This is a genomic window from Streptomyces sp. NPDC002785 (assembly GCF_040295565.1).
Classification (GTDB): Bacteria; Actinomycetota; Actinomycetes; order Streptomycetales; family Streptomycetaceae; genus Streptomyces.
This window is the reverse complement of record NZ_JBEOVN010000006.1, coordinates 1-25,667: the sequence shown is the minus strand read 5'-3', so window position 1 is coordinate 25,667 and position 25,667 is coordinate 1. Positions and strand designations below refer to the sequence as shown.

General features: G+C 68.5%; 12 protein-coding genes. 1 reads left to right on the top strand and 11 read right to left on the bottom strand.

Annotated elements, in window-relative coordinates:
• Window positions 1–3 precede the first annotated feature (3 nt).
• Together ABTZ94_RS03185 and lat are read right to left on the bottom strand one after the other, a co-directional pair.
• Window positions 4–11,148, bottom strand: a complete 11,145-nt coding sequence (locus ABTZ94_RS03185; RefSeq protein WP_351196934.1) for a non-ribosomal peptide synthetase — start codon at window positions 11,146–11,148, stop codon at window positions 4–6.
• A 222-nt stretch (window positions 11,149–11,370) separates the two neighbouring features.
• Window positions 11,371–12,738 (bottom strand): L-lysine 6-transaminase, encoded by a 1,368-nt coding sequence (lat, locus tag ABTZ94_RS03180; protein ID WP_351196932.1) that lies wholly within the window; start codon window positions 12,736–12,738, stop codon window positions 11,371–11,373.
• Window positions 12,739–13,002: 264 nt separating this feature from the next.
• Here lat and ABTZ94_RS03175 point away from each other — a divergent pair, with 264 nt between their 5' ends.
• On the top strand, window positions 13,003–14,199 hold the full coding sequence (locus ABTZ94_RS03175; RefSeq protein ID WP_351196930.1) for an aminotransferase class V-fold PLP-dependent enzyme: 1,197 nt from the start codon (window positions 13,003–13,005) through the stop codon (window positions 14,197–14,199).
• Window positions 14,200–14,247: 48 nt separating this feature from the next.
• Here ABTZ94_RS03175 and ABTZ94_RS03170 read toward each other — a convergent pair whose 3' ends face one another.
• From ABTZ94_RS03170 to ABTZ94_RS03130, 9 genes are all read right to left on the bottom strand, one after another.
• On the bottom strand, window positions 14,248–15,681 hold the full coding sequence (locus ABTZ94_RS03170) for an MFS transporter (RefSeq protein ID WP_351196928.1): 1,434 nt from the start codon (window positions 15,679–15,681) through the stop codon (window positions 14,248–14,250).
• Between the two features lie 8 nt (window positions 15,682–15,689).
• On the bottom strand, window positions 15,690–16,811 hold the full coding sequence (gene metX / locus ABTZ94_RS03165; protein WP_351196926.1) for a homoserine O-acetyltransferase MetX: 1,122 nt from the start codon (window positions 16,809–16,811) through the stop codon (window positions 15,690–15,692).
• A 74-nt stretch (window positions 16,812–16,885) separates the two neighbouring features.
• Window positions 16,886–18,490, bottom strand: coding sequence for a long-chain-fatty-acid--CoA ligase (locus tag ABTZ94_RS03160; RefSeq protein ID WP_351196924.1), 1,605 nt, complete (start codon window positions 18,488–18,490; stop codon window positions 16,886–16,888).
• On the bottom strand, window positions 18,487–19,230 hold the full coding sequence (locus ABTZ94_RS03155) for an O-methyltransferase (protein WP_351196922.1): 744 nt from the start codon (window positions 19,228–19,230) through the stop codon (window positions 18,487–18,489). Before ABTZ94_RS03155 ends, ABTZ94_RS03160 begins: the two co-directional genes overlap by 4 nt.
• Before the next feature lie 97 nt (window positions 19,231–19,327).
• Complete coding sequence (locus ABTZ94_RS03150; RefSeq protein WP_351196920.1) at window positions 19,328–20,266, bottom strand: 2OG-Fe(II) oxygenase family protein; 939 nt, start codon at window positions 20,264–20,266, stop codon at window positions 19,328–19,330.
• Between the two features lie 45 nt (window positions 20,267–20,311).
• Window positions 20,312–21,184: a CmcJ/NvfI family oxidoreductase gene (locus ABTZ94_RS03145; RefSeq protein ID WP_351196918.1), complete on the bottom strand. Its 873-nt coding sequence runs from the start codon at window positions 21,182–21,184 to the stop codon at window positions 20,312–20,314.
• Between the two features lie 51 nt (window positions 21,185–21,235).
• Entirely contained in the window at window positions 21,236–21,934 is a 699-nt protein-coding gene (locus tag ABTZ94_RS03140; RefSeq protein WP_351196916.1) for a CmcI family methyltransferase, read from the bottom strand.
• Window positions 21,935–22,279: 345 nt separating this feature from the next.
• On the bottom strand, window positions 22,280–23,068 hold the full coding sequence (locus tag ABTZ94_RS03135; RefSeq protein WP_351196914.1) for an AfsR/SARP family transcriptional regulator: 789 nt from the start codon (window positions 23,066–23,068) through the stop codon (window positions 22,280–22,282).
• 238 nt (window positions 23,069–23,306) lie between these two features.
• The gene (locus ABTZ94_RS03130; protein ID WP_351196912.1) at window positions 23,307–24,959 is read right to left on the bottom strand and encodes a penicillin-binding transpeptidase domain-containing protein; all 1,653 of its coding nucleotides are present in this window, start codon (window positions 24,957–24,959) and stop codon (window positions 23,307–23,309) included.
• Window positions 24,960–25,667: the final 708 nt, after the last annotated feature.

Here is a 25,667-nt window from a genome sequence, read left to right as displayed (position 1 = left end):
GACTCAACGGCCCATCGGCCTCTTCTGCTCCGACGCCGAGATACGCTCGCACATTCCGGTGACCAGACGCTCGTTCCGCACCCACGAATGGTGGGTCCCGCCACGCAGCAGGTGCGTCTCGATCGATTCGGCCGGCAGGAGCGTGTCCAGGCCGTTGTACGGCGAGCGCCGGTAGAACTCGAACAGCCGGCGCTGCTGGTCGTCGCGGACGATCTCGTTCAGCTCGTCCGCCTTGAACATGACGAGACTTCCGATGCTCGCGCCGAGCTGCTCCAGGTCCGCCCGGCTCGGCGCGTAGTGGTAGTTGATCGGGTCGAGGATGTCCTCGACGTCGGGGAGACCGATGGCGGCCGACGCCTGCAGGACGTTGAAGTACGGGTCGATGAGGAACAGGTCGTCGATCTTCTCGCCCGCGCGGGCCAGTTGAAGCGACACCTCCAGCGCGAGAACACCGCCGAAGCTCCAGCCGACGAAGCTGTACGGGCCGGACGGCCGCAGGTGCCGGACGTGCTCCAGGTAGTACTCGGCCAGGGCCTCGAAGGACTCCATGGGCGAGTGCAGGTGCACATTGTTGAACAGCACGAGCCGGTACCCGGGCAGCCGTTGCGCGATGTTGCTCAGATAGCTCTCGGCCCCGCCCTCGCCGGGCGGGAAGACGAAGAGGGTGTGCTCCGCGTTCTCCTCGTTGACGAGGATGTACGGGTCGAAGGCCTCCTCGGGGGCGGCCTGGGGGACGGCGGGCGCGTGGCCCGTCCCCCGGCCCGGCGCCGTCGCCGTGTGCGCCACCAGCCGCTCCAGCCACACCTTCAGTTCAGCCGTGAACCGCTGGGTGGTGGCCCGGTCGAGGCGGCTGTCGACCACGGTGACGAGGCGGCCTCCGGCGCACCTCATCGTCACGTCGAGGCCGAACTGGTCGGCTTCCCGGTTGCGTTCGGAGATGTTGCTGCCCGACATCGCCGAGTCCAGCCGCCAGCCCCCCGTCGCGTCCGGCGTCTGCTGCTCCTCGTCCGACAGCCGCCCCAGGTAGTTGAAGCTGACCGGCGGTAGCGGCGCCTGTTCGCTGCCGTACCGGCCGAAGAGCACGCCGTAGCCGACACCGTGGTGCGGTGCGCGCCGGATGGACTGCTTCGTGCCGAGGATGCTGCGCCCGAGGTCCTCCTGGTCCGCCTCGACGGCCAGGGGGTACATCGTGGTGAACCATCCGACGGTGTCGCGGACGTCGGGTGCTCCGTCGAAGCGTTCGCGGCCGTGTCCCTCGACCGTGACGTAGTTCGTCGCCCGTCCCGTGACCGATTGCAGGGCCAGTCCGGTCGCGGTCAGGAGCAGGTCGTTCATGTCGGTGTCGTACGCCCAGTGGCTCTCGGTGAGCAGGGTGCGGGTGTCCGACGGGCTCAGTGCGAACTCCTCGCGGTGGGAAACCGCCCCGGCCTGTGCCGACAGGGCGCCCGGCGTCGCGGACGCCAGTCCGCGGGCGGTCTCCGCCCAGAGCCGCCGCTCGTCCTCGCCGGGGACGTAGCGTGCGAGGGCCTGGGCCCACTGCCGGTAGCTGCTCGTCTTCTCCTCCAACTCACCACCGTGGTAGAGGATCTCGAGGTCCTGCGCCAGGATGTGCCAGCTGACGCTGTCGACGATCAGGTGGTGCAGGGCGAACCAGACCCGCGCGGTGCCGTCGTCGTACCCGTGGAGGTACGCCACGCAGGCGGTCGGGCCGTCTGTGAGGTCGAAGCCGCTCTGCCATTCGGCGAGCCGGCGGCTGATCTCCTCCTCCCGCATGGCGCTTACGTCGAGTTCGTGCAGCACGACCTCTGGGCTGCCCCCGGTGTAGGTCTGGACGACCTCCGAGGCGTCGCCGTCCGTCCCCCGGTAGCGGAAGCTGAACGCGTCGTGGTGGGCGACGAGCTGGGCCAGGGCGGTCCGCAGCCGCGCCACCTCGAGCGTGGGTGTGGTGATGGCGAAGTTGTGGTTCCACCAGGCGCGGTCCGCGAGCGGCTTCGCGAAGAACCACTCCTGGATGGGCAGCAGCGGGCAGTCACCGGTCAGCCGGCCCTGCTCGGGCTGCTCGCCCTGCTCGCCCGCTGTGCCGCGCGCGCCCTGCGGAGCGGCCAGGACGTTGTCGACGAAGTGCCGCACGGTCGGGAAGTCGAAGATGTCCTTGACGCTGACCTTGCGCCCGGCCTCCCGCTGCACCTGGCTCGCCAGGTGCAGGGCGCTGATGCTGTCGCCGCCCGACCGGAAGAAGTCGTCGTCGATGCCCACCGTGCCGCCGCCCAGCAGCTGTGTGCTCCACAGCTGGCACAGTCGCGCCTCGGTCCGGCTGCGCGGAGCGGCGTAGGCCACCCGCTTCGCCGAGAAGCCGACCCTCGGCAGGGCCTTGGTGTCGAGCTTGCCGTTGATGGTCATCGGCAGCGGCCGGTCGAGCCGCACCAGCAGCGACGGCACCATGCCCGGCATGAGCGTGGCTCGCAGCGCCGCGAAGATCTCGTCCTCGTCGACGGTCGTCCCGTCATCCACGGCGTAGTAGCCGATCAGCCGCCTGCTGTCGGGCGAGCGGTCGTCCGCCACCGCAACGACGGCGCACTCGCGCACCGCGGGACAGGTGGCCAGGACCGATTCCACCTCACCGAGCTCGATGCGGAGGCCGTTGATCTTGACCTGGGCATCGTTGCGTCCCACGTACTCGATCTCGCCGTTCCGGGTGCGCCGGACGACGTCACCGGTCCGGTAGAGCACCGGGTACCGGCCGGCCCGGTGCTCGGCCTCGGTCCGGAACGGGTTCGCCAGGAAACGCTCACGGGTGAGCTCCGGCCGGTTCAGGTAGCCGTCCGTGACGCACTCGCCGGCCATGTACAGCTCGCCGACCGCACCCGGGGGAAGCAGTCGCATCGACTCACCGAGTACGTAGAGCCGGGTGTTGCCGAGGGGGTCGCCGAAGCTGTTGCGGTAGGGCTCACCGGGCTCGAAGCGGCGGACGGTGTTGTACACGGCCGTCTCCGTGGTGCCGTAGGCGTTGACGAGCGGTCCGGCGTATTCTCGCCGGATCTTGTCGAAGTGCCGCTCGTGGAAGGCCTCTCCGGCGACCAGGACGCAGCGCAGGCCCGTCAGTCGCGCGAGGTCGAACTGCTGGATCTGTGTCGGCGTACCGCTCACATAGGTCAGCCCCGCGCTGTTGGCGTAGTCGTAGAAGCCGTCGTCGTGGCCCGGTGAGGGCGGCGGGACGATCAGCGTGTGGCCCGCCAGGACCGACAGTGCCAGCTGCTCGACGGAGAAGTCGAACACGTAGTTGGCCAGGAAGAGCACACGTTCGCGTGAGATGTCCGGGCCGTCGAAGTAGCGCCGGCTCACCTGCTTCCGGAAGCTGTCCACCGCGCGGTGCGGTACGAGGACCGCCTTGGGTGCGCCGGTGGTGCCGGACGTGTAGATGGCGTACGCCAGGTCGGCGGCGGTCGCCGGAGTGTCCGGGGTCCCGGCGGGCTGCTCGTCCAGCGGCAGGCGCTCGATGTCCAGCACCTGCGGCCCTGCCTCGGCGGTGAGGCCGCGCAGCCGCTCGCCGTGGGTCTCGTTCGCCAGCACCACCCGTGCCCGGGTGTCGTCCAGCATGAACGCGACCCGGTCGTCGGGATGGCCCGGGTCGATCGGCACGTACGCCGCTCCGGCCTTCCACACCGCCAGGATCGCGGTGATCATCAGCTCGCTCTTGTCCAGTACCAGGCCGACGAAGTCGTTCGGCCGAAGCTCGACGACGGACCTGAGGTAGTGCGCCAGCCGGTTGGCGTGCTCGTCGAGCTCCCGGTAGGTCAGCCGCGTCTCACGGTCCACCACCGCGATCTCGTCCGGCCAGGCGGCCGCCGTCTCCTCGAACACGGCGTGCAGCGTCCGGGCGGCTCCGGCGGCGGTGCCGGGCGTGGCTTCGTCACCGGTGCCGGCGGGCAGCAGCGCCGCGAGGTCCGCTTCGCCGACGCAGGTGACGTCGGTCAGCCGGGTTTGGTCCGCGTCGGTGGCGAGCCGGGCGAACTGGGTCAGGATGTGCTGGAACGTGGAGATGAAGCCGTCGGCGCTCGCGTCGTCGAAGAGCGACGCGGCGAAGGTCAGGTTGCCCGCGAGCCCGCCCGGAGTCTCGGTCAGGGTGGCCGACAGGTCGAACTTGGTGGCCGTCCAGCCCCCTCCGTCCGGGGTGTACGCGGTCAGCTCCGGCTGCCCGTCCGCCGTGGCACCGTGGGTGCGGTCGGTGACGTTCTGCAGGGTGAAGTTGATCTGCAGGACGGGGTGGCGGCTCGGGTCCTTCTCCAGCTCGAGTTCCTTCACGAGCTGCTCGAACGGCAGCTCCCCGTGCACCTGGGCCGCGACGACGTCCTGGCCGACCGAGCGGACGTAGTCCAGCAGCGACGCGTCGGAGTCGACCCGGACGCGCAGCGCGAGCAGGTTCGCGAAGAAGCCGATCGTGCGGTCGAACTCCGGACGCCCCCGGTTGGCCGTGGGCGTGCCGACGACGAGGTCGTGCTGGCCGGTGTACGTGTTGAGCATCAGGCACCAGGCGCCGAGCAGCACGCTGTACAGGCTCACCCTCGCCGACTGGGCCAGGTCCCGCAGCGCCTGGGCGGTCGGCTCGTCGACGGCGAACTCGAACTCCCGGCCGCGGTAGTCGAACCGGGCCGGACGCGGGCGGTCCAGCGGCAGTCCGACCGTCTCGAACCCGGCCAGCGCGTTCGTCCAGAACCCGGTGAGTTCCGCCAGCCGCCGGCCGGTCAGGTGCTGCCGCTGCCAGACGGCGAAGTCCGCGTACGAGCCACGGACCGTCCCGAGCTCCGCCTCGGGCACGCCGCTCAGCAGCGCCGCCAGCTCGCGGCGGAAGATGTCCCACGACCAGCCGTCGAAGCAGGTGTGGTGGAGGACGATGCTCAGATAAAGGCCGTCGGGCTCCGTGCCGAGCTGGAACAGGTCTGCCTTCAGGGGCAGTTCCTCGTGCAGCCGGAACACGTACCCGGCGCGCTCGACGAGCCTGTCGTCCAGCTCGGTGGTGCTGTCGACGGTGTGGACGGCGGGGTCGATCATGGCCGCCGCGTCGTCCTCGGGCAGCGTGTGCTGTTTCCGGACGCCGTCCTGGTCCGTCTTCAGCAGAGTGCGCAGCGCGGGGTGGCGGCGCACCAGCGTGCGCAGCGCGTCGCCCATGGCGTCCCGCGTCGCGGTGTCGTCCGTCCTGATCCTGAGGACGAACGGGATGTTGTACGCGGCGGTGCCGTCCTCGAACTCGTCGATGAACAGCAGGCGTTCCTGCGCGAGCGACACCGGGGGGTTCCCGTCGCCCGTCGTGGCACGTCCGACCGCCGGCTCCGCGGGGTCGTCGTCCGCCTGAGCGGCCGTGTCCCGGATGTGCTTCGCCTGTGCTTTGAGGGTCGTGTGCTGGAGCACGGTCGCGACGCCGAGGCCACGGCCGAAGCTGGTGGTGATGGCTTGCGCGAGGACCATCGCGCGGAGGCTGTCGCCGCCGAGGGCGAAGAAGTCGTCGTGCACGCCGACGCGGTCCGGGGCGATGCCGAGCACCGTGGCCCAGATGCCGCACAGCTTGGCCTCGATGTCGTTCGACGGGGCCACGTACTCGGCGCTGTCCCCGGGCCCGAAGTCGGTCTCGGGGAGCCGCCGGGTATCCAGCTTTCCGCTGGGTGTCACCGGGATGTCGGTGATCCTCAGGATACGGGAAGGCACCACGGCCTCGGGCAGCTTGGTGCGCATCCACTGCTTCACGTCCTGCTCGTCGAGCTCACTGTCGCAGACGTAGAAGCCGACCAGGTACTTCTGCGTCACCCCGGTCACCGTCGTCCGGTGCTCGCGGGCGATCACCAGGGACCGGGTGACGCCGGGGTACGACGACAGGGCGGCCTCGACCTCGCCGAGCTCGACGCGCTGTCCCCGGATCTTGACCTGGAGGTCGGTGCGGCCCAGGCACTCCAGCTCGCCGTTGGGCAGCCACCGGACCAGGTCGCCCGTCCGGTAGATGCGCGCGTTCTGCCCCGCCGCCTTCTCCTCGGGGGTCTGGAACGGGTTGTCCAGGAACCGGTCCGCCGTCAGTTCGTCGCGGTTGAGGTAGCCGCGGGTGACGCCGGTGCCGCCGATGTAGAGCTCGCCCATGCTTCCGACCGGGACGCGCTGCATCGCCTTGTTGAGCACGTAGCACGCGGTGTTGGCGACCGGATGGCCGATGCTCTTGGTGGCGCGCCGCTCTCCCTCCGCGTACAGCCGCTTGTGGCTGGTGATCGAGATCTCCGTCGGGCCGTACCCGTTGATGACGGTGCCCCGGAACATCCCCCGGATCTTGTTGAACACCGGCTCGGTGAAGTCCTCGCCGATCGCGTCGATACGGGTGAGGGAGGTCGTCCTGGAGTAGTCGTAGAGCGAGAGGACCGACGGTGTGCCGGAGAGGTACGTGACGTTCTCGTCGTTGATGTACCTGTACAGGCGCTCGACGTCGGTGCGCATGGTGTCGTCGAGCACCACCAGCTTCTGCCCGTTGAGCAGGGCGTCGGTCATCTGCTCGACGAAGTGGTCGAAGACGTAGTTGGAGAACGACAGGAGTGCCTCGTCGCCCCGGCTCTTGTCCAGGCCGAACAGCTTGGCCATGGAGACCTGGAGGTTGACGACTCCCCGGTGCTCGACGAGTACCGCCTTGGGTTTGCCCGTGGTGCCGGACGTGTAGATGGCGTAGGCCAGGTCGGTGCTCGTGACCTCCGTGACCGGGTTCTCGGTCGACCGGTAGCCCATGGGCAGGCGGTCGACGTCCACCACCGGCAGTCCCGCCTCGGCGGTGAGGCCGCGCAGCCGCTCGCCGTGGGCGTGGTTGGTCAGCACCAGTTGTGCCCGGGTGTCCTCCAGCATGAAGGCGACCCGGTCCTCGGGGTAGGCCGGGTCGATCGGCACGTACGCCGCTCCGGTCTTCCACACCGCCAGGATCGCGGTCATCATCAGCTCGTTCTTGTCCAGGACGAGGCCGACTAGGTCGTTCGGCCGGAGCTGGACGACGGACCGCAGGTAGTGGGCGAGCAGGTTGGCGCGCTCGTTGAGCTCGCGGTAGGTCAGCCGCGTCTCGCGGTACACCACCGCGATCTCGTCCGGCCAGGCCGCGGCCATCTCCTCGAACACGCCGTGAAGGGTCTTGTCGGCCGGGAAGGCGGCCTGTGTGCGGTTCCAGTCGTCGAAGCGTTCGACCATCGCCGGCGGGACGAGCTCGAGGGTGTCGACGGGCCGTGCGATGTCGTCCGCCACCTGCCCGAACAGGGTCCGGGTCACGTCGAGCAGCGTGTCGATGGTGGAGTCGTCGAAGAGTTCACCCGCGTACCAGAGGGCGACTGTGAGCTCGTCGTCCTCTTCGCACGCCACGACCGCGAGGGGGTAGTCGACCTTGTCGGCGTCGTAGGCCTTCTCGAATCGGAGAAGGCCGTTGTGGTGGCGCTGTTCGTCCTCGTCGAGGAGTCGCGGATAGTTCTCCAGGACGAGCAGTGTGTCGAACAGCCGCCGCTTCATGCCGCCGGTTTCCAGCCGGCCCAGCTCCACGGTGCTCTTGCTGTTCATGGTGTTCACGGCGGTCTGTATCTCGCTGATGGCCGCGCCGACGCTCTTCGCCGCCTGGTCGTCGTGGTTGACGATCAGGGGGAGCGTGTTGATGAACAGGCCCACCGAGTTCTCGATGCCGTCGATGTGGGGGTTGCGTCCGGAGACGATCGTCCCCACCACCGTGGTGTTCCCGCCGCCGACGGCGTACAGCACCTTGTGCCACACAAACTGCAGCACCGAGTGCAGGGTGACCTGGTGGGCGGCGCACACCGCCTTGAGCGCGGCGGTCCGCTCGCCGCCGAGGGACAGCTTCTTCGTCCGGTGCTCCCGGACGTGGTCGTAGTCGCTCAGATCGACCTGGTAGCGGATGTCCTCCTTGACCAGCCCGCCGAAGTCGCCCCGTTCGTCGATGCGCTCGACCTGCTGCGTCCAGTACTCGGCGTGGTCGCCCCGGCGTTCCTCCCAGTCCCGCTGCGCCGCCGCGTACGCGCCGTCCATGGCCGGCTCGGGCGCGTCGCCCCGGAGCAGGCCGAGGTAGGTGCGGTGCACGTCGTCGTGCAGGACCGGCAGGCTCCACCCGTCCAGGATGATGTGGTGGCAGCTGAAGAGCAGCGAGAACAGGTCCTCGCGCTGTTTGATCAGGTAGACGCGGAACAGCCGGCCCTCGGCCGGGTCGTACGGCTCGGTCCGGTCCCGCTCCTGGAGTTCCTTGACGCGGGCGTCCTGCTCACCAGGGTCCGCCACGTCGCTCAGGTCGACGAACCGCCAGTCGAAGGGCTGGTCGTCGTTGTCGATGATCTGGACCGGTTCCTCGGCCCATGCGAAGCGCAGCCTCAGCGCGGGGTACTTCCGCCGCGCGTGCTGCCACGCCTCCTTCATCAGGTCGGGGCGGATGCCGCAGTGGTAGCGGTGCACCGACTGCATGACGTAGGCGTCGTCACCGTTGCGGCGCTTCAGGGCGTGGTAGAGCAGGCCCTGTTGCAGGCCGTTCGCGAGGAGCCGGGTGGGCTCACCCGCGTCCGGGACCGGCTCGGCGGCCGCACCCGGTCCGGGCTGCGGTTCCTGGTCCTGCCGCTGGTCCAGGTGGTGCGCCAGCTCGCCCAGCGTCCTGAGGGTGAAGACGTCCTCGACGCTGATGGAGACACCCAGCCGCCGCCGCACGCGGGCGATGAGCAGGATGCAGGAAATGCTCTGGCCGCCGAGCCGGAAGAAGTCGTCGCGGTCGCCGATCCGTGCCGCCGGCACGCCGAGGACCGTGCTCCAGATCTCGCGGAGCTCGTCGAGGACACCGCCGGTGGCGCCCTTCGCGCGACTGACGCCGGCGGTGCCGGTGGCCGTGGGCGGAGCCGGGCGGGCAAGGTCCACCTCGGGCAGCGCGCGCCAGTCCGCCTTGCCGTTGACGTTGACCGGGATGCTGCTGAGGCGGACCATCCGGGCGGGGACCATGATCCGGATCAGCCGCTGCTCGAGGAACTCCAGCAGCTCGTCCTCGGTCACCTCGGCCGAGGGCTCCGTCACGTAGTACCCGACCAGGTGGCGGTCCGCGGGGCCGCCGGCCCCTTCGCGGGCCACGACGACGCACTTGCGCACGCCGGGGTACTCGGTCGCCTGCGCCTCGATCTCGCCGGGCTCGACGCGGACGCCGTTCAGCTTCAGCTGGAAGTCGCTGCGCCCGAGGAACTCCACCTCGCCGGAGGCGAGCATCCGGGCGAGGTCGCCGGTCTTGTAGATGCGGGAGTTCAGCCCGCGCGCCCGGTCCTGGTCCGACTGGAAGGGGTTCGGCGTGAACCGCTCGGCGGTCAAGTCGTCCCGGTTGAGGTAGCCCGGAGCGACACCGCAGCCGCCGATGTACAGCTCACCGATGGCCCCGATGGGCAGCTGCTTCAGGTTCTGGCTGAGCACGTACCACTTGACGTTGCGCACCGGCTGGCCGATGCTGCGGTCCTTGCGCTCCGTGACGCGGGGGGCGAACTCCTTGACGGCGGTGACGAAGGCCGCCTCGGTGAAGGCGTACTCGTTGATGACGAGACCGGAGAACTTCTCGCGCAGCTGGCGCAGCCCGGCCGCGGTGAGTTCCTCACCGACCAGCAGGAGCCTCTTCAGGCTGGTGCAGTGGCGCAGGTCGAAGTGCTGGAGGACCGATCCCGTGGCGTTGAGGTAGGTGACCCCGTGCTGCTGGATGTACGCGGGGAATCGGTCGGGGTCGAGCCTGACCTCTTCGGGGACGATCACCAGGGTCTGCTCGTTGACGAGCGCGATCAGGGTCTGCCTGAGGTGAGGTTCGAAGACGTACGAGGCGAAGAGGGCGACGCGCTCCTCGCCGGGCCGCCGCATGTCGTACCGCTCGGACAGGTCCGTGATGCTGTTGACGACACTGTCGTGGTACTTGGGGACTCCCTTGGGCACACCGGTGGTGCCGGAGGTGTACGTGACGTAGGCGAGGTCCTGGCTGTCCAGGGGCAGCCGCGGGGCGTCGCGCACGGCGTCCCCGGCGGCGTCCGCCCGCGCGAGCACGGTCTCGATCTCGATGACGCGTACGGTGGCGTGCTCCGGGCCGAGGATCTCCCTCAGCCGGGCCGCGTGGTGCCGGTTGGTGATGATGCCGGACAGTCCGGTGTCGCCGACGATGAAACGCACGCGGTCGGCCGGGTAGGACGGGTCGACCGGCACGTACGCGGCGCCGGACTTCCAGATCCCGAGGGTGGCGACGACGCCCAGGTCGCTCTTGTCGAGGTACAGCCCGATCAGTTCCTGTGGCCGCACACCCATGTCGGGGCCGAGCAGCCAGTGCGCGACCTGGTTGGCCCGCTCGTCGACCTCCCGGTAGGTCAGCGTGGTGTCGCGGAACACGACGGCCTCGCGGTCCGGCGACCGCCGCGCGGCCTCTTCGAACAGGTTGTTCAGCCGCTTCCCCTCGGGGAAGTCGCCGTCGGTGTCGTTCCACTTGTGCAGCTGTTCGCGCTGTTCCTGCGACACCAGCTCGATACCCGCGACCGGTTCGGCCGGCCGGCCGAGGAACTGGCTGAACACCTCGCGTACGACGTCGAGGACGCCTGCGATGGTCCTCTCCTCGAACAGCTCGGCCGCGTAGGCCAGCGTCCACCGCAGGCAACCGTCGGCCTCGGCGTCCCGGACGATCAGGGTGAGCGGGGACGGCGGCAGGTCCGACAGGGCGGGCTCGTGGTCGGTGAGCACGAGCAGGGCGTCGAACAGGCCGCGCTGGAGCACCTCGCCGGGGCTCATGTACGCGTCCTTGCGGCGCAGCGCCCCGTCGAGCTCCCGGATCGCCGCGAGACAGGTGAGCCGGGCCTGTTCGGCGTGGTCGACCACGACCGGCAGGACGGGGGCGGTGCGCGGGCCGGCCGTTCCGGTGGCGTCGATCAGCGCGGCGACCGTCTGGTTCCCATGGCCGTAGGCGCGCATGACGCTGTGCAGGGTGGCGAGCGCGTACGCGCCGACCGACAGGCCGTCGTGGTCGCGCAGCGCCTTCCTCAGGGTGGCGTAGTCCTGTCCGCCGACGAGTAGTTCCCGGTGCTTGGTGGCACGAACACCGGGGTCGTCGTCCCGTACCGCGATCTTGTTGCGCCACTCGTCTTTCAGGAGCATTTCCAGATCGCAGCGCTCGCCTGACACTCCATCAAGGCGGGCAGTCCAGTCCGCGGCGGTCGTCGGATACCGTGCTGACATCATTCGTGGGCTCTCCGTCGTGCAGGATGTATGCGAACGTGCCGGTGAGATGGCGTGAGGACGCCGCCCGGAGTTTGGGGGGCACCGGGCGACGTGCCACGTGTGGTGCTGTTGTCCGCGGGTGGGACTACGGGGCGTGCGTCAGGCGGCCGGTGCTGCGACGCTCTGCCCGAGCGCCTCCAGGGCCTGGTCGATCTCGCTCTCGCTGATCGTGAGCGGAGGGCGGAACCTGAGGCTGCGCTCGCCGCATGGCAGCGCGATCACCTGGTGGTCCTGGTACATCCGTCGCAGGACCTCGTCGCGGCGCCGGGTGTCGGGCAGGTCGATCGCGCACATCAGGCCGCGACCGCGGGCGTTGGTCACGACGCCGGAGTGCTTGTTGGCCAGGGCTTCGAGGCCGTCGCAGAGGTATTTGCCGCGCTGGACGACGGTGTCGAACAGCTGCGTGCGCTCGATCGTCTCCAGGATTCGGGTGGCCCGGACCATGTCGGCGAGGTTGCCTCCCCAGGTCGAGCTGATCCGGGAGGAGACGGTGAAGACGTTGTCCGCCACCTCGTCGACCCGCCCGCCACCCATCACGCCGCACACCTGGGTCTTCTTGCCGAACGCCACCACGTCGGGCTGGAGGCCCAGTTGCTGGTAGGCCCAGGCCGTTCCGGTGATCCCGCAGCCGCTCTGGACCTCGTCGAGCACGAACAGGGCGTCGTACTCGTGGCAGAGCTGCTGCATGGCCTGGAGGAAACCGGCGCTGAGGTGGTTGTCCCCGCCCTCGCCCTGGATGGGCTCGGCGATGAAACACGCGATCATGCCGTCCGCGGCGCGGAACGCCGCCTCGGCGGCCTCCAGAGCCCGTCGCTCGGCCTCCTGGTTGGCAATGGTGTGCTCGGCCGCCGGGTGCTGGATGGCGGGGGACGGGATGCGCGGCCAGGCGAACTTGGGGAAGCCGGCGGTCTTCGCCGGTTCGGTGTTCGTCAGCGACATGGTGTAGCCGCTGCGGCCGTGGAACGACCGCTCCAGGTGGAGGACCTGGAGCCGGTTTACGGCCTGCTCATCGAGACCGAGCTTCCGCGCCTTCCAGTCGAAAGCCACCTTGAGCGCGTTCTCCACTGCCAGCGCCCCGCCGTCCACAAAGAAGAGGTGCGGCAGCTGCGGGTCGCCGAGGACCCGGGCGAAAGTCTTGACGAACCTGGCGTACGGAACCGAATAGAGGTCCGGGTTGGCGGGCTTGTTGACAGCCGCCGCGGCGAGCTCCCTCAAGAATTCCGGGTCTTCGGAAATGCAGGGCGGATTAATGCCGAGCGGCGCAGAGGCGAAGAAGGAAAAGAGGTCGAGATAGCGGTTTTCCGTAATGGCGTCGACGAGCCAGGTGCCGGAGCTGGCGGAGAGGTCGAGCACGAGGTCATAGCCGTCTACGAGCACGTGGGGCTCAAGCGTGCGATGCACGTCCCGAGCGCTCAGACTTGCCGTTTCCGAGGGGGCGGGGGCGGGACGGTGTTCTTGTTCACCCATGAGCGAAAACTCCTGTAGAGCAGGATGAGTTGTCAGAATTTTCAAGCGCTGGCCGACCACTGCGGTGAACTGGGAATTTTGGTCTCCCAATACTGCCCTGCACTGCTCTTGAGAGCCTCTTCGAGCTCTCTCGGAGTTCTCTTCATGAGTTACCGGAAACGGCAGAAAAGCATCTGTCGGCGATGTGCGGCGACTGCTAGCGTCCTTCACGTCGACCGAATGCTGGCGGGCCCCCTTTTTTCTCAATTTCCGGGAGATCACGACATGGCCATTGCCGACTGGGAAGATGCCCGCGGCCGCATGCTGCTCGACCCCACCGCCGTCAACCTCAACACCGGCTCCGGCGGCCCGCTGCCGCGCATCGCCTTCGAACGCGTCACCGGCCTGCGCGCCCGTCTCGCCGAGGCGCCGATGGACTTCCTGCTGCGTGAGGTCCCCCCGCTGCTGTGGACGGCGCGCGAGCGTTTGGCCGGCTTCCTGGGCGGGGACCCGCACCGGCTGGTCCTCACCACCAATGTGACCGGGGCCGTCAACCTGGTGGCGTCCTCGCTGAGCCTGGCCGCGCCGGGCGAGATCCTCCTGACCGACAGCGAGTACACACCGATGCGGTGGTGCTGGGAGCGGATGGCCGAGCGGCAGGGCCTGACGCTGAGGACGTTCCGGCTGCCGCCGATGCCCGCCGGCCCCGGCGAGATCGTGGACGCCGCCGTCGCCGCGATGGGTCCACGGACCCGGCTGCTGTCCTTCAGCCATGTCGTCTCGGCGACCGGCCTGGTCCTGCCCGCCGCCGACCTGTGCGAACAGGCCCGCCGGCGCGGCATCGTGACCGTGGTCGACGGTGCCCACGCGCCGGGGTTCCTCGACCTGAACCTGGCGGACATCCCGTACGACTTCTACGCGGGAAGCGGCCACAAGTGGCTCCTGGCACCCACCGGTGTCGGGTTCGTGCACTTCGGGCCGGGACACGAGGGTGGTCTGGAACCGGCCCAGGTGAGCTGGGCGTACCACCCTCCGGAGGGCAGCGGGCCGCCGGACGAGCGGGACCGGTTCGGCAGTACTCCGCGACTGCGCCGGTTCGAGTGTGAGGGGACGCGGGACATCTGCCCGTGGCTCGCGGTACCCGAGTCGATCGGCTTCCAGACCGGGCTCGGGCTCGACCGGATCCGCGCGCGTCGGCGTGAGCTGGCCGGTCACGCCCGCCTGCGCCTGACCGGCGAGCAGGGTCTGGAACCGGCCACGCCCGAGGCAGCGGAACTGTCCGGCGGCATGGTGGCGTTCTGCCTGCCCCGGGGAACGAATGCGGACCGGTTGCGCCAAGATCTCTGGAAGCGCTTCCGGATCGAGGCGGCCGTGGGCGAGCGGCCGGACGGGCCGCTGCTGCGGGTCTCGGCGAACTTCTACACCACCGAAGATGAGATCGATCGGCTGGCGGACGCCCTGAAGAAGCTGCTGGGGACGTGAGTTCCGTGCCCCGCACGCGCGGACGCCGCCGCCATGTACCGGCCGGTCCTACTTCTGCGACCGGAACCGGTGGGCGGTGCCTGCCAGTGTCTGCCCGGAGGGGTGGCTGTCCCGCGTACGCGCCAGCAGGGACAGTCCGGCCAGGGTGGCCCCGGACACCAGGACCAGGTAGACGAGGCCGTATCGGTAGCCGGTGGTGATCTGTTCCGGGTCCGGTGGCGTGTGCCGGGTGATGCCGTAGAACACGATGCCGATGACGGAGAGGCCGACGGCGCCCCCCACCTGCTGGGTGGTGGCCAGCAGCCCGCTGGCGGCCCCTGCCTGTGCGGGCTTCATCCCGTCGACGATGAGGCCGAGCAGTGGGCTCATCACGGTTCCGGTGCAGGCCCCGTTGACGGCGAGCAGTGCGGTGAGCGCGGGGATGTTCACGTCTCGGGGCTCCGCGAGCAGCAGCGGGAACTGAGCCGCGTAGCCGGCGATCTGGACGCACATCGCCGCTTTGAGGGGGCGGGTGCCCCAGCGTGCGGTGAGGGACGAGGACGCCATGCTCGCCCCGCAGAAGCCGAGGGCCAGCGGACTGGACACCAGCCCGGCCTGGCCCGGTGTGAGGCCGCGCCCTTCCTGGAGCAGCACGGCCAGCACGTACAGGAACGACGACAGGGAGGCGTAGAAGGCGAACACGGTCGGCAGCCCGATGCGCAGAACGCCGACGCGCAGCAGGCTCGGCGGTAGGAGCGGGTCGTGCCCACGGGCTTCGGCGCGGCGTTCCCAGAGCCAGAATCCGGGCAGTGCCACGGCCGCTCCGGCCAGCATGACGAGGGTCCACCACGGCCAGCCGACCGAGCGGCCGACCGTCAGGGGCAGCACCAGCAGCACCATGCCGACGGCGCACAGTAGGACACCTGTGCGGTCGAACCGCAGTGTCCCCAGCGGACTCGTCGGCGGCAGCAGCCGCGGGGCGAGGAGCAGCGTCACCAGCCCCACCGGGAGGTTGATGAGGAAGGACCAGCGCCAGGACAGGCCCATCCAGTCGAGGCTGATCAGCAGTCCGCCGAGCAGTTGCCCCACGGCCATCGCGCTGCCCAGTGCCAGGCCGTAGACGCGCATCACCCGGGGGCGTTCCGCCGGCGGGTAGTGGGTCCGGATGAGCGTGAGCACCTGCGGGAACAGCACGACGGAGGCGGCGCCCTGGAGCGCTCGTCCGCAGATCAGCCACCACACGTCCGGGGCGAAGCCGCACACCGCCGACGCCGCCGTGAACGAGGCGGTCCCGATCAGGTACGCCTTCTTGGCCCCCCAGTAGTCGCCGAGCCTGCCGCCGAGCACCAGCAGGCACGCGTAGACGATGGCGTAGGCGGCCACCACGAGCTGGGTCTCGCCGCTGGTCGCGGCGAGGTCCGTGCTGATGGACGGTACGGCGACGTTGACGATGAAGAAGTCCAGGGTGGGCATGAAGGCGCCCAGGAGGAGCACGGCAAGCACCGGTTCACCTATCCGAAAGCGTGGCGGAGGTGGGGCTCGGTCAGCTGGGGTTCGAGGAGGAAGCCGTAGTGACCGAGGGTCGACTCCACGATGTCCACGCGGGCGCCGGGAATGCCGTCCGCCAGCTCTCGCTGGGTTTCGTAGGGGTAGGCGCGGTCGGTGCTGAAGCCGATGATGTGTGTGGGAGCGGTGATCCGTGCGAGCGCGTCGGCGATGCTTCCCCGGCCCCGCGCCACCGTGGCGCTCAGAGCGGTCTCGGCGAGCACCAGGTAGCAGTTCGCGTCGAAGCGCTCCCACACCTTGTCGCCCTGGGCGAGCACGTACTCGCGGAACTTGTCGTGGCACCCGTCCGAGTCGTGGTACCAGGCCTCGCCGCCGAACCGGTCCTGCCAGTAGCTTTCCGTGCCGTAGCGGATGTGGGCGAAGCTGCGGGCCAGGGACATTCCGGTGCGCGGGCCGCAGCCCTCCGGCAGGTGGTAGAACTCGCCCCCGTGGAAATGGGGGTCCCGCCGGATCAGTTCCAGTTCCAGGTGGGTGTGGCCGGCCTGTTCGACACGGGTGGCCGCCGCCACGGCGAGGAGCAGGACCTGGCCCACCCGGTCGGGGCGGGAGACCGCCCACTCCAGGGCCCGCGCCCCGCCGATGGACATGCCGATGACGGTGTGCCAGCGCTCGATCCCCAGGGCGTCGGCCAGTGCGGCCTCGGCGTTGACCTGGTCCACCACGTCGAGCGCGGGGAACCGCGAGGCCCAGGGCCTGCCCTGGGGGTCGAGGCTCGCGGGACCGGTGCTTCCGTCGCAGCCGCCGAGGTTGTTGGCGACGACCACGTGGAAGCGGTCGGTGTCGATCGGCTTGCCGGGACCTATCAGGGTGTCCCACCAGCCCTCGGCGCGGTGCCCCGGCCCGGCCGGCCCTGCCGCGTGGGTGGTCATGCTCAGCGGCGGCAGGATCAGGACCGCGTTGCTCCGGTCCTCGTCGAGCGTGCCCCAGGCCTCGTACGACATGGTCACCGGTCCGAGGGTCCGTCCGGAGAAGAGTACGAGTGGTGCGTCGGCCGAGTGGGTCTCGATGAACCGCCGGTTTCCCGGGGGGTCACCGGGCTGCCACGCGCCGGTGTTGTGCAGTCGCATGCGCGATGCCTCCGTGGTCGTACGGCTTGGACCGACCGGCAAATGGGGGCGGCCTCAGCCGGGGCCTGTTCGTGTCAGTGGTCCGCGTAACGGCTGCGCAGCGCCTTCTTGTCGAACTTGTTGGTGGCGGTCTTCGGGATCTCGGTGACGAACTCGAAGCGGTCCGGCACCCACCACTTCGTCAGCCGGCTCAGCAGGAAGGACCGCAGCCGGTCGGCTGTCACCGCGGTGTCCGGGCGTGCCACCACCACGGCCAGCGGCCGCTCCTGCCACCGGGCGTCCGGCACGGCGACGACGGCCGCCTCCCGGACGTCGGGGTGGTCCATGAGCGCGGACTCGACCGCTATGGAGCTGATCCACTCGCCGCCGGACTTGATCAGGTCCTTGCTGCGGTCGGTGATGCGTACGTAGCCGTCCGGGTCGATGGACGCGATGTCCCCGCTGCGCAGCCAGCCGTCGTGGAACTTCGTGGTGTTGGAGTCGTCGCCCGGGTTCTCGTAGCGCGTCGCTCCCCAGAGCGACCTGACTTCCAGTTCGCCCTGGGTCACCCCGTCGTGCGGCAGCGTCTCTTCCGATTCGCCGACCAGTCGCAGCTCGACCCCCGGGACCGCCAGGCCCTGGGTGTGGTGCAGTTCCAGCTGCTTCTCCTCGGGCAGGGACTCACGGCTGCTGCGGACGTTGGTCAGGGCGACCAGCGCCATGTTCTCCGTCATGCCGAGCCCCTGATGCATGGTCACGTCGCGGTCGGCGTACCGGTGCACCAGACCGGAGGGGATCGCCGAGCCACCGCAGATGATGCGCTCCAGCGACTCGAACACCTCTTTGGGAGGATCCATGTCGTCCAGGGCGAGCCAGAAGCTGGGCACGCCGGCCGACAGGGTGACCTGCTCCCGTTCCAGGGTTTCGGCGATGGCCCGGGGGTTGAGGTGCGGTCCGGTGAACACCAGGCCCGCGCCCGCCAGGGCGGCTGCGTACGGCAGCCCCCAGGCGGCGGCGTGGAACAGGGGGGTCAGCGGGAAGATCACATCGCGCTCACCAACCGCGTAGGCGTCGGCCGCGCACACCGCGAGGGAGTGCAGGACCAGGGACCGGTGCGAGTGGGCGACAGCCTTGGGGTTGCCCGTGGTGCCGCCCGTGTAGCACACGCATGCGATGCGGTTCTCCGCCACGTCGCGCGGCTCGGCCGGGTCGGCCTCGTCCAGCAACCGCTCGTAGGGGACGGCATCGGCGAACGCGGGGTCCACCTCGCCGCCATCGGGCATCACGACGAACCGGCGTACCGAGCCGAGCCGGGGCAGCAGCCTCGCCAGCTGCCCCGTGAGTGAGGCGTCGACCACCATCACCCGGGCGGTCGAGTGGGCCACGACCCACTCGATCTGCTCGTCGGAGAACCGGACGTTGACCGGCACCAGGACGGCGCCCGCCATGGGGACACCGAAGAACCATTCGAGGTGCCGCGTGCTGTTCCAGGCGAAGGTCGCCACTGCGGCGCCCTGGCTGACACCGAGACCCGGCAGGGCGTCCACCAGCCGCCGGACGCGCTCCTGCAACGCTGCCCAGGACCTCCCCAGGACCTGCCCGGCAAGGTCGGTCTCGCGTATCTCCTTGCCGGGTGCCACGGCGGTCGCCCGCCGCAGCATCGTGCCCACCGAAAGTCCGATACCTCCCAGCGCGGTCACGACGCAAGCTGGACGAGGGTCATGCCGTCATGGACGGTGAGCAGTGCGGTACGCACGCGGGGGTCGTCGGCGATGTGCTTGTTGAACTTGACGACGTCGTGCGCCCAGTTGGCGAACATGCGCTCCATCCACTCCTCGCCCGTGCGCGCCTCCTCGGCAGGCGGAAGGCTGCGCGGGTTGACGACTTCGCCGCCCCACATCGTGTTGTCGACGACCAGCAGGCCGCGGGGCCGGAGGAGGTCGCGGGCGAGGATGGTCTCGAAGTACTTGATGTAGTTCGGCTTGTCCGCGTCGAGGAAGATCAGGTCGAAGTCCCCGTCGACGTTCTGGAGGCCGGAGAGGGCGTCGTCCATGACGGGCTTGACCTTGTGCCCGTGCGGGCTGCGTGCGAAGGCCCGCGTGGCCACGTCGTGGGCCCGCTTGTCGGTGACGTAGCTGTCGATGGTGACGATCTCGCCGTCGTCCGGCAGGGCCGAGGCCATGGCGACGGTGCCGTGGCCGGTGAACGTGCCCACCTCCAGCAGGCGGCGCATATCACCGGTGGATATCAGCATCTGGAGGAAGGTCGCCTGGACGGGCGCGGACGAGATGTCCGCCCATTCAGGGGCGAACCGGGCGGTTTCCTGGGCGATTTCCACCAGCGCGGACGAGACCGGCGAGGAGGAGCTCTCCGCGTACTCCCGGACCCCCGCCCGGAAGATCGAAGGCTTCTCGAAGACGGCGTCAGACCTGTATTCCATGATTGCTCCCTCGACGTGTAACGAGCGAAATGCCTGGTCATTCAGTGCGTGGGGCACGAGCGTTGGCACCTGTCTCCCGGGAGGGAGAGACCCGCTCCTATGCCTTGTGGGCGGCGTGCATCGTGACGTAGTTGGTCCCGATCCAGTCGCCGAACGTGGCGGTCTCGGCGTCGAGGCTGACGTCGAGTCCGTACTGCCGGGCCTTGGGGACCGAGAACGTGAAGTCGGTCGAGGGGCGCAGGAAGAAGACGCTCGACGTGCGGTCGCTGCCTTCCCGCATGCCGGCGCCCGGGGAGCGTACGTGGTGCCTGGGCGCGGGTACAGTGCCCTGGGTGGCCAGGGGTGCGATGGCGCCGCACAGCACGACCACGGCGTCCGGCACGGCCGGCAGGTCCACCAGCTCGCCGCCGACCTCGGCCTGGAGGCTCACGAAGCCGTTGGCGCACGGGGTCTGGTGGATCAGCGTGACGATGGACAGGTCGTAGTGCGGTGCCATCCGCCGCGGCTGCTGCTCGGCGGCGCGGTCCTCCGGGACCTCGGGGAAGTACCGCAGCCGCAGCACGGGGTCGCAGTCCAGCAGCGTGTCCATGTCGCCGGCGTCGTACGTTCCGCTCGCGTTCAGCACGACCCGCGCGGTTTCCTGGGCAGCGGTGTAGAGGCGGTCGAAGTAGTCCGTCCACACCTCATCGAACCGGTGCGACGGGAAGAGGTTGTCCGAGATTCCCATCGAGAACGACATCGAGTAGTCCGTGTACGTGCCGGTGTTGGTCACCTGGGCCGTACTCTCGGCTTCGAGCGCGGAGTATCCGCGGCGCATGGTCGGGACCTTGGTGGTCACGGCCTGCTTCTCCTCCGGAGTGCCGTGCTGGAAGAAGTCCATCGCCATGCCGGTGGCGAGCTGGTGGTCCTTCTCCGTCGCACCGTACTCGGTGAGGTAGAAGACCCCCATCTCCGTCACGCACTTGCGGAACTTCTCCTGGTCGAGACCCTTTTGCAGTTCGGCAAGGCTGAAGATGGGTACCGTCTTGTCAGTCATGTTCACCTGCTCCTCTGATCCTTTCCTCGGTTTCCGGATCGGCGATCAGTTGTAGAAAAGCAAAGCCCGCATTTCCAGAGAGGTCCGCAAGTGCCCGGTGGCGGGCCCCTTCTCGTCGAAGAACGCCGAGTGCGGACAGAGCCCGGCCACATCCAGCAGGCCCTCGCGCTCTTCGCCTTCACTGACCATCGCGAGGTCACGGCTCGCGCTGTCGTAACACTTGAAGACGATCGCCTCGTCGGGTGAGAGCGACCGCCAGTAGTGCCAGCGGTGGCCGGGGTTGTGCTTCACGGAATAGCTCTCACGGTCCTTGAGCCACTCGGGAAAATCCAGCCGGGTGGCGACCAGATCGGCGGAAAGGTCCACCGACCGGTAATCGCACACGGCGAGCGGGTAATTGCGGACGGGCTCGATCAGCGGTCGCCAGACGTTGACGATCTGAAACCTGCGGTATCTGCGTCCCGGCTCGCCATGGCTCGCAGCGCGGGCCCGGGCACTCGTCGGGGTCTGGTCGACATGCACACGCATGTGCGAGGACTGCTGGAACGACTCCCGGGGGACGTCGGCGTTCTCCCGCCTCCGGGTAATGTCGAAGAACTCCACGGCATCGGCGCCGGTAAGGGACTTCAGCAGTTCTTCCGTTTCCTTCTGGTAGCGCTCGAGCGCCGGTGCGGAGCTTTCCGTCAGCGCCCGCTGGTCCACCCGCGTGGGGAACACCACCTTCTCGAAACCCATTTCGTCAAGTTTCGGTTCGACGGTGCTCTCACGCACATCGGCGATGGTCGCCTCAAAGGCGGCCATGCGGAAGTTGACGATCACCTCGGGCTGCTGTGACAAGGCGTCGATGCACCAATCGCCGTCCCGGCCCTCCGGCGTAAGTGGTGCGCTGTAGTACAAGAGACTCGACACGGTCGGCATGACGTCCTCTTCCCCTGAGGTCCTGCCCGTTGCTGCCGTACGCTCGCGCCTTCACGATCGGCGGAAGACGCCGCGGTCCAATTGCGAGCTGGCGTTGGCGTACACCATGTCCATGGTCAGCACCTTGTGGAAGGCCGCGAGGTATTCGACCAGCAGCTTGGGGCTGTACCGGTGCCAGTACGGAATCATGTCCTCGATGATGAAATAGTCACCCTGGTCCAGCAGGTTGTCGACCGCCCATTTCATGATGTTGAACGTATTGGCATGGGCGTCGTCTATGAAGATGAGCGGGTGGGCCAGGTCACGGAACTGCTCGAACGTCGCCATGTCGGAGCAGTCGGCTTCGCGGAGGGAGATGTTCGTTTTCTCGCTGTCGGGTATCTGACACCGGGAAAGGTCCCTGTCGATTCCGATGACCTCGCAGTCGATCCCCATGAGTTTGGTCAGGTCGCGGAACCAGACCAGCGACCCTCCGCTGTACACACCCAGTTCAACGATGGTGCGCGGGCGCACTTCCTGGACCAGGTCATGGAGGGCTGCTTGCGTGTCCGGGTCCTTGAGCATCCGCAGGCCCCGCCACTGGTAGCGGGAGAAGTCCGAGTATCCGAGGTCGCGAGGCGCTTCCTCCCACCGGTCGAGCGGCCAGTCACGCGGCCGTCCGGTCAGGACAGGGGGGTGGTAGACCGGGTCCTCACCCGTACCGCGAAATGCGTTGAGATCCAGGAAGTTTTCACTGGAATAGTTCTTCATTGCACTCTCCCTCGAGTGCGCCTCTATGAGTTGCGAGAACCCTGTGGCGCGGAATGAATTTCCAGGTCTCCCAAGCGGCGGCTTGCCGTGGTGTATGAACTGCATATTTCGCGATCCCGATGCTAACGGGCTCGGCTCTTGCGATCCTCTTCGAGCTCTCTCGGAGTGCTCTTCGCGCTTTTCCGGGCAACGGGAGAAAATCATCCGCCGGCGTTTGTACGACGACGGCCGACCCGCTTCATACGGCCGGAATTCCGGCAGAGCGCGTGCTTTTAGGAAATTGACGGGGGATCGCCGTACGGCCGGAGCGCGCGAGGAGAAGCGCTCCGGCCGGTACGTTTCACGTCATGCCGAGGGGGAGACGCGCAGGACCCGTTTGTCCTGGCGCAGGATGGCCTGCATCACGCTGGTCATCCTCTCCCCCGGACTGATCCCGATCTGCTCCCGAAGGATGTCCTTGGCCCGGTGGAAGACCTGGATCGCGTCCGCCTGGCGGCCCTCCGCGTAGTAGGCCTTCATGAGACTGACGTAGAGGTCCTCACGGAACGGGTCGCGGTAGACCAGTTCCGACAGGCGTGTGATCGCGTCGCCGTAGTGTCCGAGACCGACGTCGATCAGGGCACGCAGCTCGACCGCCACCGTCCGCTCCTCTTCCAAGGTCTCCGCCCGCAGCCTCAGCCGGCTGGAAGTGACGTCGGCGAAGGCCGGCCCCTTCCACAGGGCCAGTGCGGCGTCGAGCTGCTCGGACGCCTCTTGGTACCGTCTGCGGGCGTGCAGTTCCCGGATGCCGCGTACCCTGTCGCGGAAGACGAACAGGTCGATGGAGTCCGTCGGCACCCTCAACTCGTAGCCGCGGTCGTGGGAGCCGAGGGCGTCGCGGGCGAGCCCTGCCTCCGACAGGGCATTACGGATCGTCCAGGCCGAGGTCTGTAACTGGCCCGAGACGGTCAGGGGCGGCTCGCCGTCCCATGAATCCTCGATGATCGCTTCCTTGGAGATGACTTGTCCGGGTCGTAGCGCCAAGGACGTGAGGAAACGTCTCTGGCGCTGCCCCCTGATGGGTATCGGCACGGTGTCTTTCACGAGACTCACCGGACCGAGCAGCCGGATCGTCACGTCATTCCAGGTGTTCATGGCGGATCCCCCTTGTGAAGGAACCACGCCCTCGCCCGAGAAGGGTGGACATGGCATCGGCATATTCCGTGTTGGCAACCGTGCGGGAGGGGGAACCGTTGCCGGAGTGCGGCCGCGAGACGATGCCGGCCTTCGTGGAAGACCGGCACACTCTCGACGGGTCCGTCTCCTGGTTGCCTGCACAACCGAGTCCCCCGTACAGCTGTTCAGTTTCAGGAAAGCATGGAACGCGGGCGTGTCATCCGACGAGATTCTCGAGGAACTTCGCCGCGACCGGACCCGCGTCGGAACCGCCCGATCCCCCGTCCTCCAGCAGGACCGACCAGGCCAGGTTCCGGTCACCCTGGTAGCCGATCATCCAGGCGTGCGTGCGCGGCGGGGTCTCGTCGCCGAACTCGGCTGTGCCCGTCTTCGCGTGCGGCTCGCCCTGGATACCCTTGAGGGCCCAGCCGGCTCCGTCGGTGACGGTCGCGCGCATCATGGAGCGCAGGGATTCGACGACGCCGGCGTCGAGCCGGGCGGGCGCCTCGTACCGCTTCTTCACGGCGTCGGGCACCAGGACGGGTTGCTTGAAGACACCCTCCTTCACCGTCGCCGCGACCGATGCCATCGCCAGGGGGGACGTCTGCACCCGGGCCTGCCCGATGGTGGAAGCGGCCTTGTCGTTGTCGCTGGTGGCCACCGGGACGCTGCCGTCGTACGTGGCGGCGCCCACGTCCCAGGCGCCGCCGATACCGAACGCCCCGGCGGTGTCGTGCAGGGAGGACTCGGACAGCCTGGCGCGGGAGTTGACGAAGAAGGTGTTGCAGGAGTGGGCGAAGTTGTCCCGGAAGGTGGACCCGGCAGGCAGCACGAACTTGTCCTGGTTCTCGAAGCGCTGGCCGTTGGCGTAGGCGAACTTCGGGCACTCCCCCCGGTCCGACGGCTTCATCCCCTGCTTCAGCAGGGCGGCGGCGGTCACCACCTTGAAAGTGGAGCCTGGCGGGTAGCGGCCCTCCAGCGCGCGGTTCATCCCGGAGGGCACGTTCGCGGCGGCGAGGATGTGCCCGCTGGAGGGGTCGACGGCGACGATCGCCGCGTTCTTCTTCACTGCGCCCAGGGCCTCGGCGGCGGCCTCCTGGACCTCCGGATCGATAGTCGTCCGCACAGGCTTGCCCGGGCTCGCCTCGGTGCCGGTGAGCTTCTTCACCACCTGGCCCGACTGGCGGTCCACGACCACGACCGACTTCGACGGGCCGGAGCCGCCGGTGAGCTGCTTGTCGTAGCGCGCCTGGAGGCCCGAGACCCCCTTGCCGGTCGCGGGGTCGGTCATGCCGACGAGTGAGGCGGACCGCAGCTCGTCCCCGCTCGCGTCGAGGATGGCCGCCCGGTCCCGCGACTTCAGGGCGAGCGTCTGCCCCGCAACCATCCCGGGATGGACCATCGTGGTCTGGAACTCCACCTTCCAGGCGCCACTGCTCTCGACGACTTTGGCCTTCGAGCCCCAGGAGTAGTCGCCCACCCCGGGAAGGGCCATCTTCACAGTGAACGGAAAGTCCATTTCCCCTTCCGCTTTCTTCTTCCCGGCGCCGGTGCTGATCTCGGTCCTCGAGGGTTTGAGGTTCGTCATGACGGAAGTGATCAACGACTGGGCGTTGCCCGGGGTATCCGTCAGCCGGCCGGCCCGCTGGGCATCGCCCGCCTCCCAGGCGTCGAGGAACTTCTCCAACTCCCCCTTCGCGGCGGCCACCTGGGGGTTCTCCGCTTCCTCATCGGCAATCAGACTGGAGTAAACCCAGTAACCGCCCCCCACGATCACGGCCAGTGCGGCGACCACTGAGACGAACGTCCGGGAAGGAGACCGATGCCTGCGGTGCGGCGAGTAATCGCCATGGCTGCCGAAATGCGTCATGCGGCCCAGGCTATGCGTGCCGCCCCTCCCGTAACTTTTCACATGCGGCGTTCAGGACAGCCGATGGCTGAAACAAATGATCAACGAGGGTTGATAACGACCGGCCGGAGCCGTCGGTAAGGCGCCGTCAAAGCGGGGGCTCTCGAAAGAACATACAGGGAAGGGTCGGCGTGAATCGGTCGCCACCCGACTCGGGTTTTGGACTAGACCACTGGAAGATGCTGTTATTAACGAACGTTTCACCGATGTGAATTGACTCAATCCCATCGATTCGCCGAACCGATACGGAGTGCTACCGGAATCAGGTCGTCCGACCGGTTTTATTTGTACGGTGTCTGACTGCGCGTTCCCCGTCTCTCAGGTCTCAGGGCTGATGCGTTCAGGCTGCGAGACTGAGCAGGGCGGTGGCATGGTTCGGTCGTGACCGGCAATGATCGCCTGCGGCGGTGACGCGGCTCCAGCCGGCCCGGCGCATCGGGCCGATGGCGAGCGGACACCGTCGACCACAGCGACCAGGCACAACGCGAGCAGGGTGCCGAGCCGATAGCGGCGCTACGCACCCGGCGCGAGTCCGGGACGGCGGCGAACACCTCTGCCAGGGCGGCCAGTTAGACCGACCGGCAAATGGGGGGTGGGAGAAGGAGCGGGGCTGGGTACGTGCAGCTGCAAGGCGGAGGATTGAGGCAGATGGGGTCTCCCCTGCTCGAG

What these genes read in the sequence shown, in the direction of transcription:
- metX (WP_351196926.1), bottom strand. Translation starts at nt 16,811, where the DNA reads ATGCGACTGCACAACACCGGCGCGTGGCAGCCCGGTGACCCCCCGGGA.
- ABTZ94_RS03130 (WP_351196912.1), bottom strand. Translation starts at nt 24,959, where the DNA reads ATGACGCATTTCGGCAGCCATGGCGATTACTCGCCGCACCGCAGGCAT.
- ABTZ94_RS03185 (WP_351196934.1), bottom strand. Translation starts at nt 11,148, where the DNA reads ATGCTCCTGAAAGACGAGTGGCGCAACAAGATCGCGGTACGGGACGAC.
- ABTZ94_RS03155 (WP_351196922.1), bottom strand. Translation starts at nt 19,230, where the DNA reads ATGGAATACAGGTCTGACGCCGTCTTCGAGAAGCCTTCGATCTTCCGG.
- ABTZ94_RS03135 (WP_351196914.1), bottom strand. Translation starts at nt 23,068, where the DNA reads ATGAACACCTGGAATGACGTGACGATCCGGCTGCTCGGTCCGGTGAGT.
- ABTZ94_RS03175 (WP_351196930.1), top strand. Translation starts at nt 13,003, where the DNA reads ATGGCCATTGCCGACTGGGAAGATGCCCGCGGCCGCATGCTGCTCGAC.
- lat (WP_351196932.1), bottom strand. Translation starts at nt 12,738, where the DNA reads ATGGGTGAACAAGAACACCGTCCCGCCCCCGCCCCCTCGGAAACGGCA.
- ABTZ94_RS03150 (WP_351196920.1), bottom strand. Translation starts at nt 20,266, where the DNA reads ATGACTGACAAGACGGTACCCATCTTCAGCCTTGCCGAACTGCAAAAG.
- ABTZ94_RS03145 (WP_351196918.1), bottom strand. Translation starts at nt 21,184, where the DNA reads ATGCCGACCGTGTCGAGTCTCTTGTACTACAGCGCACCACTTACGCCG.
- ABTZ94_RS03140 (WP_351196916.1), bottom strand. Translation starts at nt 21,934, where the DNA reads ATGAAGAACTATTCCAGTGAAAACTTCCTGGATCTCAACGCATTTCGC.